Origin of the sequence: Bradyrhizobium sp. HKCCYLS20291 (assembly GCF_051167715.1) — a bacterium.
Classification (GTDB): domain Bacteria; phylum Pseudomonadota; class Alphaproteobacteria; order Rhizobiales; family Xanthobacteraceae; genus Bradyrhizobium.
Genome location: NZ_JBNPTO010000006.1, coordinates 176,596 through 190,884, shown reverse-complemented (window position 1 = coordinate 190,884; position 14,289 = coordinate 176,596). Strand labels below are relative to the sequence as shown.

Annotated in this window: 14 protein-coding genes; 5 read left to right on the top strand and 9 right to left on the bottom strand. The window is 64.9% G+C overall.

From position 1 onward, the window contains the following. Positions 1 to 7 precede the first annotated feature (7 nt). The 4 genes from ACQR07_RS15945 (at position 8) to ACQR07_RS15930 (ending at position 3,984) form a co-directional block, all read left to right on the top strand. Positions 8 to 1,456, top strand: coding sequence for a PepSY domain-containing protein (locus ACQR07_RS15945; protein ID WP_434903183.1), 1,449 nt, complete (start codon positions 8 to 10; stop codon positions 1,454 to 1,456). Positions 1,457 to 1,575: 119 nt separating this feature from the next. Then, positions 1,576 to 3,174 carry a sensor histidine kinase gene (locus ACQR07_RS15940; protein ID WP_434903182.1) on the top strand — a complete coding sequence of 533 codons (1,599 nt, stop codon included), beginning with the start codon at positions 1,576 to 1,578 and terminating at the stop codon, positions 3,172 to 3,174. Between the two features lie 47 nt (positions 3,175 to 3,221). After that, positions 3,222 to 3,419: a DUF1289 domain-containing protein gene (locus tag ACQR07_RS15935; protein ID WP_434903181.1), complete on the top strand. Its 198-nt coding sequence runs from the start codon at positions 3,222 to 3,224 to the stop codon at positions 3,417 to 3,419. A 28-nt stretch (positions 3,420 to 3,447) separates the two neighbouring features. Beyond that, the gene (locus ACQR07_RS15930; protein WP_434903180.1) at positions 3,448 to 3,984 is read left to right on the top strand and encodes a TIGR02281 family clan AA aspartic protease; all 537 of its coding nucleotides are present in this window, start codon (positions 3,448 to 3,450) and stop codon (positions 3,982 to 3,984) included. A 4-nt stretch (positions 3,985 to 3,988) separates the two neighbouring features. Here the strand turns inward: ACQR07_RS15930 and dusA are convergent, their stop codons facing one another. Next, positions 3,989 to 4,987, bottom strand: a complete 999-nt coding sequence (gene dusA, locus ACQR07_RS15925; RefSeq protein WP_434903179.1) for a tRNA dihydrouridine(20/20a) synthase DusA — start codon at positions 4,985 to 4,987, stop codon at positions 3,989 to 3,991. A gap of 111 nt (positions 4,988 to 5,098) precedes the next feature. Here dusA and ACQR07_RS15920 point away from each other — a divergent pair, with 111 nt between their 5' ends. Further along, complete coding sequence (locus ACQR07_RS15920) at positions 5,099 to 6,157, top strand: site-specific integrase (RefSeq protein ID WP_394017667.1); 1,059 nt, start codon at positions 5,099 to 5,101, stop codon at positions 6,155 to 6,157. A gap of 169 nt (positions 6,158 to 6,326) precedes the next feature. Here ACQR07_RS15920 and ACQR07_RS15915 read toward each other — a convergent pair whose 3' ends face one another. The 8 genes from ACQR07_RS15915 to trbE are packed head-to-tail and all read right to left on the bottom strand — an operon-like array spanning position 6,327 to position 14,284. Further along, positions 6,327 to 6,563 (bottom strand): DUF2274 domain-containing protein, encoded by a 237-nt coding sequence (locus tag ACQR07_RS15915; protein WP_394017666.1) that lies wholly within the window; start codon positions 6,561 to 6,563, stop codon positions 6,327 to 6,329. Further along, complete coding sequence (locus ACQR07_RS15910; RefSeq protein ID WP_434903178.1) at positions 6,560 to 7,762, bottom strand: TrbI/VirB10 family protein; 1,203 nt, start codon at positions 7,760 to 7,762, stop codon at positions 6,560 to 6,562. Before ACQR07_RS15910 ends, ACQR07_RS15915 begins: the two co-directional genes overlap by 4 nt. Continuing rightward, on the bottom strand, positions 7,759 to 8,763 hold the full coding sequence (trbG, locus tag ACQR07_RS15905; RefSeq protein WP_394017664.1) for a P-type conjugative transfer protein TrbG: 1,005 nt from the start codon (positions 8,761 to 8,763) through the stop codon (positions 7,759 to 7,761). Before trbG ends, ACQR07_RS15910 begins: the two co-directional genes overlap by 4 nt. Next, on the bottom strand, positions 8,760 to 9,449 hold the full coding sequence (trbF, locus tag ACQR07_RS15900; protein WP_394017663.1) for a conjugal transfer protein TrbF: 690 nt from the start codon (positions 9,447 to 9,449) through the stop codon (positions 8,760 to 8,762). Before trbF ends, trbG begins: the two co-directional genes overlap by 4 nt. Beyond that, positions 9,449 to 10,798, bottom strand: coding sequence for a P-type conjugative transfer protein TrbL (gene trbL / locus ACQR07_RS15895; RefSeq protein WP_394017662.1), 1,350 nt, complete (start codon positions 10,796 to 10,798; stop codon positions 9,449 to 9,451). Before trbL ends, trbF begins: the two co-directional genes overlap by 1 nt. Next, positions 10,798 to 11,118 carry a putative entry exclusion protein TrbK-alt gene (gene trbK-alt / locus ACQR07_RS15890; RefSeq protein WP_183044159.1) on the bottom strand — a complete coding sequence of 107 codons (321 nt, stop codon included), beginning with the start codon at positions 11,116 to 11,118 and terminating at the stop codon, positions 10,798 to 10,800. Before trbK-alt ends, trbL begins: the two co-directional genes overlap by 1 nt. Further along, positions 11,115 to 11,852 carry a P-type conjugative transfer protein TrbJ gene (gene trbJ, locus ACQR07_RS15885; RefSeq protein WP_086089447.1) on the bottom strand — a complete coding sequence of 246 codons (738 nt, stop codon included), beginning with the start codon at positions 11,850 to 11,852 and terminating at the stop codon, positions 11,115 to 11,117. The genes trbK-alt and trbJ overlap by 4 nt, the downstream gene beginning before the upstream one ends. Continuing rightward, on the bottom strand, positions 11,849 to 14,284 hold the full coding sequence (gene trbE / locus ACQR07_RS15880; RefSeq protein WP_394017661.1) for a conjugal transfer protein TrbE: 2,436 nt from the start codon (positions 14,282 to 14,284) through the stop codon (positions 11,849 to 11,851). The genes trbJ and trbE overlap by 4 nt, the downstream gene beginning before the upstream one ends. Positions 14,285 to 14,289: the final 5 nt, after the last annotated feature.

Sequence of the window (14,289 nt, the reverse complement as noted above, 5' to 3'; positions counted from 1 at the left end):
CGCCAACATGATCCGGGCGCTGATCCACACCCATCGCTGGCTCAGCATCCCCATCGGTCCGCTGTTCGTGCTGTGGTTCGCGACCGGCATCGTCATGCACTTCGTTCCGTTTCCGGCACAAACGGAGAGCGAGCGCTTCGCGGGGCTGGCGCCGTTCGAGCTCACACCCGCCCTGCGCAGCCCTGCCGAGGCGCTGGCGTCGAGCCGGATCGGCAAACCGGACCGCATCAGGTTGATCCGGCGCGTGGATGGCCCGGTCTACGTCATATCAGCGCATGACCGCAGCACAGCCGTTCATGCCGACACGCTCGCGGCGGCCGACGTGACGGAGCCCGACCTCGCCCTCGCGGTCGCACGCGCCAGCGCGCAGCAGCGCGGGCTCGACGCCAGCGCCGCCGCCGTCGCCGCACGCGACGACTACGATCAATGGACGGTGCCGAACCGGTTCGATGCGCACCGGCCGCTGCACCGGATCACGCTCAACGATCCCGAGGGCACTGAGCTCTACGTTTCGTCCCGAACCGGTGAGGTCGTGCTCGACACCACGCGTTCCGAACGCGGCTGGAATTACGTCGGCAGCGTCGTCCACTGGATCTATCCAACTCTGCTGCGGAAAAACTGGGCGACCTGGGACGCTATCGTCTGGTGGTTGTCGCTGGCGGCGGTCATTGCTGCCGTGGCGGGCGGCCTGCTCGGCCCGGTCAGGCTGAGGCTGCGCAAGGCGCGGCTCTCCTCGCGCTATCGCGGCTGGCATCTGTGGCACCATTGGGCCGGGCTTGTCTGCATGCAGTTCGTGCTAACCTGGATCGTCAGCGGCTGGCTGTCGATGGATCATGGCCGGCTGTTTGCGACCGGCCGTCTCGCGCCGTCCGAACAGGCCGTGCTCATCGGCACGCCCAACTGGACCCGACTGACCGTCACGGCGCTCGCAGCCGTGCATGGTGATATCAGGGAGATCGAATGGTTCGCCTTCGGCGGCGGCCTGTATCAGCGCGTGCGGCGCGGGCTCAGCCAGCAGCAGATGTCCGTGCTCGACGCGTCCACCTGGAGAACCGTCGGCCGCTTCCTGCAGCCGGCCGACATCAACACCGTGACCACGGCTCTGCGCGGCGACTGTGCGCGGTCGGCCGAGGTCGAGCCGGGTGACGACTATCACTTGGCCTCCGACGTGCCCGGAGCACCGGTCCATCGCGTGGTCTGCGGCAAGACCTGGTATCATGTCGATGGCGCCACCGGGGCCGTGCTCGAGCGGCTCGATCCGTCCAGGCGCACCTATCGCTGGCTGTATCAGGCGTTGCACACGCTCGATTTCCCGACCCTGCTTGGGCACGCAACGCTGCGCACCCTGCTCATCGTCGGCCTGTGCGCGGCCGGCTTTGCCTTCAGCCTCACCGGCGTCGTGATCGGCTGGCGGCGCCTGCGCAGCCTGGGCGCCGAGCCGCGCGCCAATGGTTAATTTTAACGCGCGGTTAACGCAAATTTTTCGTTGTCTATAGTCCGTCTTAAGGATTTCGAGCCAGTTATAGACGATGCAGAAAGCAGCCCGTTGGCCCCGGGCAGGAATGTGTCGTTGTGATGAGTAAGCCTGCGGAAACGCCCGAGATTGTCGAGCTTCCGGCCGATGCGCCGGCGGTCGCGCCGGCAAGCCAGCGCCGAGCGGCGCAGCAGCGGGTGCGCGAGGCGCGCGACCGGTTAACATCGACATCGGGAACGCGGCCAGCGTTCGATCGCGAGCTGCTGCGCCAATACGCACAGACCCGCATCTCCGCCTCCTACATCGTCATGCTGCTGGTGGTCGCGGCCGGCCTGATGCTCAGCGTCTGGCTGCATGCCCTCGCGGCCGGCGCCTGGACGCTCGGCGTGCTCTGCATCCATGCCGCGATCGTGCGCAACTGCCACAGCTTCCTGGCCGACCAGCCGTCGCTGGCGGCCACGCGGCGCTGGCGCACGCGCTTCGTGCTGCTCGATCTGCTCTACGGCGTGTGCTGGATGGCGATCCTGATCCATCCCGCGCTGGCGGAAGTATCGGGCACGCTGATGATGTTCCTGATGCTGCTGGTCATCGCTGTCTCCAGCATGCTCGCCGCCAATCTGCCCCTCGCGGCGGTCGCCGTCACCGCCCCCGTGACCGTGGCGATCACGCTGAGCCTCGCGCTGTCGGGAACGTTTGACAACTATCTGCTCGCCGGATTTGCCGTTGCGGCGGAAGGCTATTTCGTGCTGCTCGCGCATCAACTGCATTCGACCACGCTCGCGACCCTCGAGGCGCGTGCCGAGAAGGACGCCCTCATCGGCGAGCTCGAGCAGGCCAAGGCGATCTCCGACGAGGCGCGCTATCGCGCCGAGGCCGCCAATGTCGCGAAATCGCGCTTCCTCGCGCAGATGAGCCACGAGTTGCGGACACCGCTGAACGCCATCCTCGGTTTTTCCGAGGTGATGAAGAGCGAGATCTTCGGTGGCCATGCCGTGCCGGTCTACAAGGAATATTCCGCCGACATCCACAATTCCGGCGTCCATCTGCTCAACCTCATCAACGAGATCCTCGACCTCTCGCGCATCGAGGCCGGCCGCTACGAGCTGAACGAGGAAGCCGTCGCGCTCGTGCATGTCGTCGCCGACTGCCACCACCTCTTGAAGCTGCGTGCGACCAGCCGCGGCATCACCATCCACGAGGTGTTCGAGCAGAGGATGCCGCGGCTGTGGGCGGACGAGCGCGCGATCCGCCAAGTCGTGCTCAACCTGCTCTCCAATGCCATCAAGTTCACGCCGCAGGGCGGCGAGATCTGGCTGAAGGCGGGATGGACCGCGTCCGGCGGACAATATCTGAGCGTCAGGGACACCGGCTCCGGCATCCCCGAGAACGAGATTCCGATCGTGCTCGCCTCGTTCGGCCAAGGCTCGAATTCGATCAAGTCGGCCGAACAGGGCGCGGGCCTGGGCCTGCCGATCGCCAAGAACCTGATCGAGATGCATGCCGGCACCTTCACCCTGAAATCCAAGGTCCGCATCGGCACCGAGGTGATCGTCACCTTCCCGCCGGAACGGGTGATGTCGGCGCTGGCGCCGCTGTCCGACGACGCGCCGCCGCTGCAGCCGGATCCTGCCACCGCGCCCGCCCAGGAGAAGCGGCGGCTGTTGCGCAAACCGATCATGAATGCCGGAACGGGACTGTGAGATGATTGCACTTGAAAAACGGTGCCAGAACCTTTCACTGGGGCATGATGAGCCACGACACACCGTGCATTGCCGTCTGCATGATCGATCCGAAGACCAAGCTGTGCTTCGGCTGCGGCCGCACGCTGCCGGAGATTGCCGCCTGGGGACGCCTGTCGCGCGACGAGCGGCTGGCGCTGATGGACGGACTGCCGACGCGCATGCGCGACGCCGGCCTTCCCGCGATGGCGCGCAAGCACGACTGAGCCCAGCTTTGCCGGCGGGAGGCGCCGTATGAACAAGGTCGCGCTGGTCCTCGTCACCATGGTGCTCACCGCGGGCGCCGTCATCATCTACAAGGATCCGGAGCAGGCAGCGCTCGCCACCGACACCGTCTCCGAGGTTCTGCGCAGCCGCGCGCTGCGAGCCAAGACGACGCCGAACACCAATGCCGTCGAGATCGAACGCACGCGAGGCGGCGAGTTCGCGCTGCGCGCCAAGATCAACGGCGTCACCGCGCCGATGGTGGTCGACACCGGCGCCACCTCGGTGGTGCTGACCTACGAGACGGCGAAGGCTGCGGGCCTGCCGCTCGAGATGCTCGATTACGACGTCGACGTCGAGACGGCCGGCGGTCACACCAAGGCGGCGCGGCTGACGCTCGACCGGCTCGCGATCGGCAAGCTGGTGGAGCGCTCGGTGCCGGCCCTCGTGGTGCCGCACGGGCAGATGAAGACCAACCTGCTCGGCATGAGCTTCCTCGACCGTCTGGAACGCTGGGAGGTGCGCCCGGACCGGCTGATGATGCACGGCTATCCCGAGCGCAGCTGACGGATCAGGCCAGCACGGCCGCCGGTTGGCGCGCCTCGACCATCGCCACGGCCTCGCGCAGCACCTCGATGCCCGCCTCCGGCTTGACGCCGCGCTCGGCGAGATGACGGCGAAACGCCCGCGCGCCCGGCACCGCATGATAGGCGCCGACGAGATGCCGCGTGATCGCATGCGGCCGCATGCCTTGCCCGATCTGACGTTCGATGTAGGGCTCGAGCGCGGCCAGCGCGTCCTTCATGTCCCGATGTGGCGATGGCTCGTCGAACAACACGGGATCGACATCGATCAGCCGCCACGGCTCCTGATACGCGGCGCGGCCGAGCATGACGCCGTCGACATGCGCGAGATGCTTTTGTGCGGCCTCGATGCTGCCGATGCCGCCATTGATGATGACCGGCACCTGCGGCAACCGCGCCTTGAGCCGGTACACCCTGTCATAGTCGAGCGGCGGGATGTCACGGTTCTCCTTCGGCGACAATCCGTTCAGCCAGGCCTTGCGCGCGTGCACGATCAGCGCGTCCGCGCCTGCATCGACCACCGCATCGGCGAGCGCATCGAGCGCGACCTCCGGATCCTGATCGTCGATGCCGATGCGGCACTTGACGGTGACGGGAATCTTGACGACTCGCTTCATCGCCGCGACGCAGGCCGCGACGAGCGCCGGCTCCGCCATCAGGCATGCGCCGAACCGCCCGTCCTTGACCCGGTCCGACGGACAGCCGACATTGAGATTGATTTCGTCGTAGCCGAAATCCTCGCCGATCCGCGCCGAGGTCGCGAGATCGGCCGGGTCGGACCCGCCGAGCTGCAGCGCCACCGGATGCTCACTGGCATCGAAGCCGAGCAGCCGCCGGCGATCGCCGTGGATCACGGCCCCGGTCGTGACCATCTCGGTGTACAGCAGCGCCCGGCGCGACAGCAGCCGATGGAACGCCCGGCAATGCCGATCCGTCCAATCCATCATAGGCGCCACGGCAAATCTATGTGATTGATTTAGCTGCATTTTTTCAGTACATTCAGATCGTTAGGTCCCGTCGTGTGCACTCATTTTTGCGACGTCATACGACGATTTTTCCGGCTTTTCGACACCTCAGTGCACACGGAGCGCACACGCGTGGCTACCTTTAGCAGATTAAAGTCAGGTTCGTGGCGTGCTCAGGTCCGACGTAAAGGAAAGTACGTCAATGAGACATTCGTCCGCCGTAAGGACGCCGAGGAATGGGCACTGGACATCGAGCGAAGAATTGATCGTCAGGAGCCTGCAACTTCGCGAGCCCGAGAGGCCAAACTTTTTGGCGATCTCATCGCTCTTCACCGCCAAGACCTTGAAGAGGTCAGCAAGAAAATCGGGCGGTCGAAGGACGCGAGTCTAAAATTCCTTGACGAGAGGCTCGGACATCTCCGTTTGGGAGAACTCGATCGCGAGCGTCTCATCAAGTTCGGAAAAGAGCGCGCGCAAGAGGGCGCGGGTTCCGTGACGGTTGGCATCGATTTGGGATACATCAAGACGATTCTCTCACATGCCGCAGCGGTACATGGCGTGACCGTTTCGATCGAACCAATCAATCTCGCGCGTATTGCTCTCGGACGCCTTGGTCTTGTCGGCAAGGGCAACGAGCGCGACCGTCGCCCAACACAAAAGGAGCTCGATCTCATCATCGCGAGTCTCGCAGCCAATGACCGGCAACAAATCCCCGTTGACCGGATCATCAGATTTGCCGTCGCAACGGCAATGCGGCAGGACGAAATTGCGCGCGTCGAGTGGCGTGACTTTGATCCCGAAAGCAAGATGCTTCTCATTCGAGATCGCAAGGACCCTCGGAAGAAGAAAGGCAACGATCAACGCATCCCGCTGCTGGACGTGTCGGGATATGACGCGTGCGAGATCATTGAAGAACAAGGACGCTTTTCAAATATTCGCGAAGGTAGAATTTTTCCGTACAACGGACGTTCGGTCGGCACGGCGTTTCGCCGTCAATGCAAAGACCTCAAGATCGAAGATCTTCATTTCCATGATCTTCGTCATGAAGGTACGAGCCGCCTCTTTGAAGCCGGTTTCTCAATCGAACAGGTCGCACTTGTTACCGGCCACAAGGACTGGAAGATGCTCCGGCGCTATACGCACCTGAAGCCAGAGACATTGCATTTGAAGAAAGCATCACAGGCTGCTTAGTTCGAACGTTGCCCTCCGAAGGTGGAGGTCACACGTTCGAATCGTGTCGGGCGCGCCACTTCTGGTCACACTCGTCGTATCAATTTCTGAGTGATCGGAGTCGCCGGGTAAGTACGCCCGAGCCGGCATCTCGAAACGAACCGTCTGGGACAGTCGAGGTGCTAAATCGTTAGTTGGCCACAATACTTCGCTTGGACTTTCGTGCGCTGGCAAACGCGCGATCTGTCGCCATGAATCGTTCGATCATCGGCGCCACGATCTTGCTGGGATCCGGCGCCGGCTGCCCGCTCTCGCGCCCGATGGCTTCCGCGTAGGCGACCAGGTTGCGATGCACGGCGGCGGGCAACTCGATCGTGAGCTTTACCGGCTTGTCATCCTCGATCGTGCCGAGCTTGAGCTTGCTCATCTGCTTGCCTCCTGCTGGCCGTAGGGCGCCATCACGAGATCGCGGTTGACGATCACGCGCACGGGGAAGCCCTGACGAATGGTGAGCGTCGGCTGGATGTTGAGTTGACGGCGCACGAGCTGCTGGCCAGTGCTGTTGATCGAATCCTGGGAACCACGGCGTAAGGCGCGGACGAGGTCGCTCTCGTCGCGGTCGGACCCGACTTCCGCGCCGACGCTCAGCAAGGTCGACAGCGCAGCGGCCTTGATCAGATCCCACCAGTGATAGTCCACCTCGTCCTCGAGGCCGGAGAAGCCACGTGCATCGGCACCCTGCTGGCGCTCGAGCACGATGGACTTTCCGTCAGGCAGCATGATGCGATTCCAGACGAGCAAAACGCGCTTCTGACCAAAAGAAATCTGGCTGTCGTATTGGCCGATCAGCCGAGATCCCTGCGGGATAAGCAGGAGTTTTCCAGACGGAGTATCATAAACGTGTTCGGTTACCTGCGCTGTGACCTGCCCGGGAAGATCGGACTGAATGCCGGTGAGAAGCGCTGCCGGAATCACGGTGCCGGCTTGCACCACATAGGGCGACGCCGGATTCGCCAAGCGATCCTGGCTGACGGTGCGGCGATCGATCGGGCCGTTGACGAATGCGAGCTTGCGATCCTGCATGTTCTGCATGGCGTTGGGGTCGAGCGGCGGGGCTTCCGCCGGCACCGCGAGCGTCGTGCCTGGCGCTGGAGTCGCGCTTGCAGGCGTTACAGGCGAAGCGATGCGGATTGCCGTCGCTGCGAAGAGCTTGCTCAAACGGGCAGCTTCGATCTCCTGCAGGCGGCGCTGCTCCTCGGGCGTGACGCCCGGCTGTGGCAGCGGGCCACCCGGCGGGATCGGTTGTCCCTGGTTCTGCGCGCTGAGGATCGGCCGGCCGAGATCGCCCGGCAACGGCGGTCCGAGTTTGGGGATGCCGGTATAGTCGCGCGGAAGGCCCGTCAGGCCATCCGCCGTCGGACGGTTCTCAGTCGAGTAGAGTTCTCTGTTGTCCTGGCCGGCGCGTCGCGTCTGAAGGGCGTAGATCAGCGCCGCCGCAATCGCGAGTCCAGAGACGGCGCCGAGGCCGATCAGCACCTTGCGCGACAAACGCGTGACCTGTGGCCGCTCAGGTCGCAGACGCAAGTCGGGCGCGACGTCCGATGCATTCTGCGTTCCATCGGTCATGACCGGCGCCTTCCGTCGGTGCGGACGATACGGACGCGGCGTTCGCTGTTGCTGTCGCCGAGGCGCAATTCGGCCGCGCCGAACAGGCGGTCGACGATGTAGTAGTTCTGGCGGGCGCGGTAGTTGACGAGTTCAGTGTCGCCGCCAGCCCCTATAATAAAGAGTGGCGGCATCTCGCCCTGCCGGATACCCGATGGGAACTCGATATAGACCTTGATGCCGTCGTCGAAGGCCCGCAGCGGTCGCCACGCCGGCGTGTCGCCTTCGATCTCGTACCGGAAGTTGAGCGACGAGATGTCGACGCCGGTCGCGACCGGCTGGGCGGCATGCGCGGCTGCATTCTGACGCCGCAACGCGATGAGTTGGTCCTGCGGATACTGCCAGGACACCGAGGCCATGTAGGTCTTTTCGGTCGAGTTCAACTCGAGGAGATAGGTGCGGCGATCGGTATTGATAACGAGATTGGTCTGCAGGTCCGGCCGCGTGGGCTTCACCAGGATATGGACCTGCTTGGTCTCGGCCGTGCCGCTCTCAGTGTCGCCGATGATCCAGCGCACGGTGTCGCCGGCGGCAACGGGGCCGGAGCCGACAAGCTGCTCGCCGGGCTGCAAGGCGACGTCCGTCACCTGTCCCGGCGCGGCATAGACCTGATAGAGCGCGCCGGACGAGAATGGATAGACCTGCACGGCATTGATGAAACCGTTGCGCACCGGCTGGACGCGCGCTGCCTTGTTTGCCTGCGTGATGCGGTCCTTCGGATCCTTTGGCTCCGGCGGCGCCTTGGCGCCCGGCACCGGCTTCAACTGACCGGGCAGCGGCAGCGGCTTTGGAAGCTCGACCACTTGCACCGGCGATGGCGGTTCGGCGGCCTGAACGGCCGGTACGAAGTCATCGTAAGTGATGTCGGGCGGAAATAGCTTTTGCGCGCACCCTCCGAGTCCCGCGGTGCCGATCAGAAGAAGGGTCTTGAGCAGCTTTTGCTTATGGATCGGCGGCTTCATTGGGAGAGCTCCTTCGACCAGTTGATGGCGTTGACATAGATGCCGAGCGGGTTCTGCTTCAGGCGGTCGGCATCGCGTGGCTGTTGCAGGGCGATGGTGAGGATCGCGGTCCAGCGTTCGATGCCGGCGAGTTGACCGTTCTCATAAGCGCGCTCGAACCAGGCGACGCGGAACGAGTCCGGCGAGGCGCGGATGACGCTCGAGACCTCGACGGCGATCTGGCGCTTGCCTACCTTTGCGAAAGGATCGTTGACGCGCGCGTAGTCGTTGAGCGCCGATGCGCCGCGGTCGGTCGTGAACTCGTAGGCGCGCAGCCAGTTCCGGCGCACGATCACGGCATCAGCCGGTATCGCGCGGACCTGCTCGATGAAGCGCGCGAGATGCCAGGCGATCTGCGGATCGGTCGGCTTGTAGTCGGCGATCGCGGGACCAACCGCCTGCGCCTCGCCGATCTTGTCGATCTGCACCACCCAGGGGACGATCGAGCCGCGCGCCGACTGCCAGACCAGGCCCGCCGCGAGGCCCGCCGAAAGGAACAGCGAGCCGAATGCCATCAGCCGCCAGTTCTTCGCCTGCACCCGCGCAGAGCCTATGCGCTCGTCCCAGGCTTGAGCTGCGCGCTGATAGGGCGTCTCGGGTTCAGGGGTTGCGCCGTAGCGCACAGAAGGGCGACGGAAGACATTCATCAGCGTTCATCCTGTCGGAGGGAAATGGAGGCGCCGCCGCCATGACTGTCGCCAGAGCGGACAGCATGCGCGGCGGCAGTGGCGCCGTGACTCATCGTCTGATGGCGCTTCATGCGTTGCGCCCAGGCGGGCGGCGAAGATGGACTCGCAGCAGCATCACCGGCGTTCGACCCGCCGATCGTGCCCATCGTCGAGGAGCCGCCGGTCGCAGCGGCGGCGCTCCGTGCGCCACCGCGATAGCTCTCGGCCATCGCGCCGGAAGCCCGGCTCGCCGCGCGGCTGACCGGGCGCGTCGCGGCCGCGGCACCTGCGCGGGCAACGCCGGATAGACCGGACGCGACACCGGAAGCGCCGCTCTGTCCGGCTGAGGCGAGGCCGTAGGATGTTGACGCGCCGCCGGCGAGCGCGGCACCGCCGCGCGCGGCCGCGGCGGTCGCGCCCATCGCCGCCCCTGCTCCCCTCACGGCCATTCCGGCTGCCGCGCCGCCCGCCATGACGGCACCGCCTGCGGCCACGGCCGTTCCCACCGCGGAGCCCGCACCGAGTTGCGGGCCGCCCGAGATCAGACCATTGGCGATGCCGGGTCCAAAAATGCCGAGGCCGAGCAGCGAGAGTGCGGCAAGGACGATTGCCATTGCGTCTTCGACGGTCGGCTGATTGCCGCCGAAACCCGCCGTAAATTCGGAGAACAAGGTCGAGCCGATGCCGACGACGACGGCGAGCACCAGCACCTTGACGCCGGAGGAGACGACATTGCCGAGAACGCGCTCGGCAAGGAAGGCGGTCTGACCGAACAGACCGAACGGGATCAGCACGAAGCCCGCCAAGGTGGCCAGCTTGAACTCGATCAGCGTGACGAAGAGCTGGATCGCGAGGATGAAGAAGGCGAGCAGCACCATCCCCCAGGCGAACAGCAGCACGACGATCTGGATGAAGTTCTCGAAGAAGGCGATGTAGCCCATCAGGCCGGAGATCGATTCCAGGATCGGGCGGCCGGCATCGAGCCCAACCTGAGCAATGCGACCGGGACGCAGAAGGTCGGCGGCGGAGAATCCCGTGCCGGACGCCTTCAGGCCGAGGCCGGCGAAGCTCTCGAACACGATCTTCGCGAGCGCGTTCCAGTTGCCGATGATGTAGGCGAAGACGCCGACGAACAGCGTCTTCTTGACCAACCGCGCGATGATGTCTTCGTCGGCGCCCCAGCTCCAGAACAGCGCGGCGAGCGTAATGTCGATGACGATCAAGGTCGTGGCCAGAAACGCGACTTCGCCGCTCAACAGACCGAACCCGGAATCGATGTAGCGGGTGAAGACTTCGAGGAAATGATCGATGACGCCAGTGCCGCCCATCAGCGCGCCTCAGCCGGTTTGTTGTTGGGTGCAAAGAAGCGCCGGCGGTTCTCGGCCCAGACGCGGCGGCAAGTGTCGTCGGCCGCAAGTTGCTCGGCCGTGACGTCGCGGCAGCGCGCGAGATCGGCTGCCATCGGATCGCTTTTCGTTGTTAGAGGCACAACATCGTGGCTTGCGTCATCGGTGCGGCTGGCCTCACCGATGGCGATGACGATGGCCGCCACGACAACAGCGATCGCGGTGAAGCGCAGAAAGGAGCGGACGGCCGCATCACGCCCGTTTCCACCTTTGCCGTTGTCGCGCAGCCAGACTTTGATCACTGGAACATCCGCACTGTGGTGGGACGGTAGCCCGCGCCGGGGGTCAGGAAGCGCCGGAGTTGCTCACGGCCCTGCTCCTGCGCAGCGGCGCGTTGCGCGGCTTCGAGGTTCTGTGCGCGGCCTTGCGCCGCGACGGCCGCGGTGAGATCGGCAACTTGCTGTGTCTGCAAGGCGATGAGCTGGTTACCGGCCTGGGTCGCCTGCAACGCGCCGGTCGCGGACTGGCTCGCGGTCACGAGCGACGACATCTCGGTGCGGTTGGTCTCGAGATTGGCGACGACTCCGGCGTGAACCTTCATGGCGTCCTGAAGGCCTGCGACGGAATTGCGCCACCGCTCGCGCGCGCCATCGATCAGCGCCTGGTCGCTGGCGGTCGTTGAGGCTGCGCCGTAAGTCGTGGAAAAGGCGTGGTCGATCTGCCCGACATCATAGGTAATGCGTTGGGCCTGACCGAGAAGCTGCTGGGTGCGCTGGATCGATCCGACGATCTGGTTCAACGATGATTGCGGCAGGCTCGCAAGGTTGCGCGCCTGGTTGATCAGCATCTGCGCCTGGTTCTGCAGTGATGTAACCTGATGGCTGATCTGCTCCAGCGCGCGTGCCGCCTGCAACACGTTCTGCGCATAGTTGTTGGGATCGAACACGATCTGTGCCGATGCCGGCGCGATCGACAAGATGACGGCGACAGTTGCCGCAAGAATTGCCGCACGGCGGCCGGACTGCTTGATGCTCATGATGACTCCAGGTTGGTCAGGTTGGGAATGAGATCGGCGGCCCAGAGAAGGTCATGTGCGGCGAGCCAGCCGTGAACGAAGCCCTCGTGGCCAAACTCAGCGATCACGCGCTCGATGTCCGCGTGATCGGTCTTGGACGAGGCGGCGCAGAAAGCGAGCGCAACCGGACCCAATCCGAGTTCGAACAGGCGGTTGCCACGGCGGGATTGGCAGTAGTAATCGCGCTTGGGTGTCGCGCGCGCGATGATCTCGATCTGCCGATCGTTCAGGCCGAACCGCCGGTAGATCGCGGTGATCTGTGGTTCGATCGCGCGCTCGTTGGGAAGGAAGATGCGCGTCGGGCAACTCTCGACGATGGCGGGCGCGATCGGGCTGCCGTCGATGTCGGATAGCGACTGCGTGGCGAAGACGACGGACGCGTTCTTCTTGCGCAACGTCTTCAGCCATTCGCGCAATTGCGCGGCGAAACCCCCGTCGTCGAGCGCGAGCCAACCTTCGTCGATGATCAGGAGCGTCGGGCGACCATCGAGCCGGCCCTCGATGCGGTGGAAGAGATAGGCGAGCACCGCGCCGGCGGCGCCGGTGCCGATCAGACCTTCGGTCTCGAATGCCTGTACGGACGCCTCGCCGAGTCTCTCCTGCTCGGCGTCGAGTAACCGCCCGTAGGCGCCGCCGATGCAGAACGGCCGCAGCGCCTGTTTGAGCTTGGCGGACTGTAGCAGGACGGCAAGGCCGGTCAGCGTCCGCTCGCCGAGTGGAGCGCTGGCGAGCGAAGCGAGCGCGGCCCAAAGATGCTCCTTCAACTCGGGCGTCAGCGCGACCTGCTCGCGCGCGAGCATGTCGACGACCCAGTCGGCGGCCCAGGCGCGTTCCGGCATGTGGTGGATGCCGGCGAGCGGCTGGAGCGAGACGGATGTCTCCGCGCCGTCGGACAGCCCGCCGCCGAGATCGTGCCAGTCGCCCTGCATGGCAAGTGCGGCGGCGCGGATCGATCCACCGAAGTCGAAGGCAAACACCTGCGAGCCCGGATAACGCCGGAACTGCAACGCCATCAACGCCAACAGGACCGACTTGCCGGCGCCGGTCGGACCGACCACCAACGTGTGTCCGACGTCGCCGACATGCAGCGAGAAGCGGAACGGCGTCGAGCCTTCGATCCGGCCGAAGAACAATGGCGGCGCCGCGAAGTGTTCGTCCCGCACCTCGCCGGCCCAGATCGCGGAGACCGGGATCATGTGGGCGAGGTTCAGCGTCGAGACCGGCGGCTGTCGGACATTGGCGTAGACGTGGCCTGGCAAAGAGCCGAGCCACGCCTCTATCGCGTTGACGCCCTCGGCGATGCAGGTGAAGTCGCGACCCTGGATGATCTTCTCGACCAGCCGCAGCTTCTCGGCCGCAATGCTGGGGTCTTCATCCCATACCGTCACCGTCGCTGTGACGTAGGCCTGGCCGACGTCATCGGCCCCCAGTTCCTGCAACGCCATGTCGGCATCGGCCGCCTTGTTCGCGGCATCACTGTCGACCAGGACCGACGCCTCGTTGGTCATCACTTCCTTGAGGATCGCGGCGATGCCCTTTCGCTTCGCGAACCATTGCCGCCGAATCTTCGTGAGCAGCTTTACGGCCTGCGTCTTGTCGAGCAGGAGCGCGCGCGTCGACCAGCGGTACGGGAAGGCAAGCCGGTTCAATTCGTCGAGGATTCCGGGATGGGTCGCGGTCGGGAATCCGATGACCGTGAGCGTGCGCAGATGGGAGTTTCCCAGGCGCGGCTCCAGTCCACCGACCAGCGGCTGATCAATCAGCAGCGCGTCGAGGTGCATCGGCGTTTCGGGGACGCGAACGCGCTGGCGCTTGGTCGAGACGGTCGAATGAAGATAGGTCAGCGTCTCTGGATCATCGAGCCAATCGACCTCCGGTACGAAGCCTTCGAAGAGTTGCAGCACGCGATCGGTGCGGTCGACGAAGCCGCGGAGCAACTCTCGGGCATCAACGCCGGTCTGATCCCGCCCCTCGTAGAGCCAGCTCTCGGCGCGCGACGCATCCTCGGCGGGCGGCATCCAGAGGAATGTGAGGTAGTACCGGCTCTCGAAGTGAACGCCAGCGGCTTCGAACTGCTCACGGCGTTCGAGATCGACCAGGGCGGACGCGGCCTCAGGAAAGATGCTGTCTGGATACGCGGTCGCCGGACTGCGCTGCGCCTCGACGAAAATGGCCCAACCGGAGCCCAAGCGGCGGAGCGCGCTGTTGAGGCGCGCCGTGGTGCCGATGAGTTCAGCCGGCGTCGCGCTGTCGAGATCCGGGCCGCGGAAGCGCGCCGTGCGCTGGAACGAACCGTCCTTGTTGAGGACGACGCCCGGTGCGACCAGGGCGGCCCAGGGCAAATAGTCGGCAAGGCTTGCGGTGCGATTGCGATACTCGGCGAGGTTCATCATGGACC